The sequence below is a fragment of the Pseudomonas subflava genome (assembly GCF_023823685.1).
Classification (GTDB): Bacteria; Pseudomonadota; Gammaproteobacteria; order Pseudomonadales; family Pseudomonadaceae; genus Aquipseudomonas; species Aquipseudomonas subflava.
On record NZ_JAMXBF010000004.1, the window covers coordinates 1 to 259 of the forward strand.

Consider the following 259-nt stretch of genomic DNA (forward strand, 5'->3'; position numbering starts at 1 on the left):
AATGTAGATCTGCTCCTGGCCCTTGCGGTCCTCGATGCGTAGCTCGTTGTAGCCGCCGCCGCCCGGTGAGCTGAGGGTCTTGAACACGGTTCTGGTCTTGTTCGCCGGCAGGTCATAGGGCACCACGTGTGCGGCGTGGTACAGGCAACCGGTGACCAGCGGCTGGTCGGGGTCGCCCTCGAGGAAGGTGACCAGCACCTCCATGCCGATGCGTGGAATGGCGATGCCACCGTAGCGGTCGCCGGCCCAGCTCGAACTC

1 protein-coding gene is annotated in these 259 nt (G+C 65.3%); it reads right to left on the reverse strand.

Going from position 1 to position 259, the window contains the following annotated elements:
• Window positions 1-259 (reverse strand): bacteriophage T4 gp5 trimerization domain-containing protein (locus tag NF616_RS06690; RefSeq protein ID WP_252272483.1); only part of this gene is annotated, 259 nt, incomplete at both ends.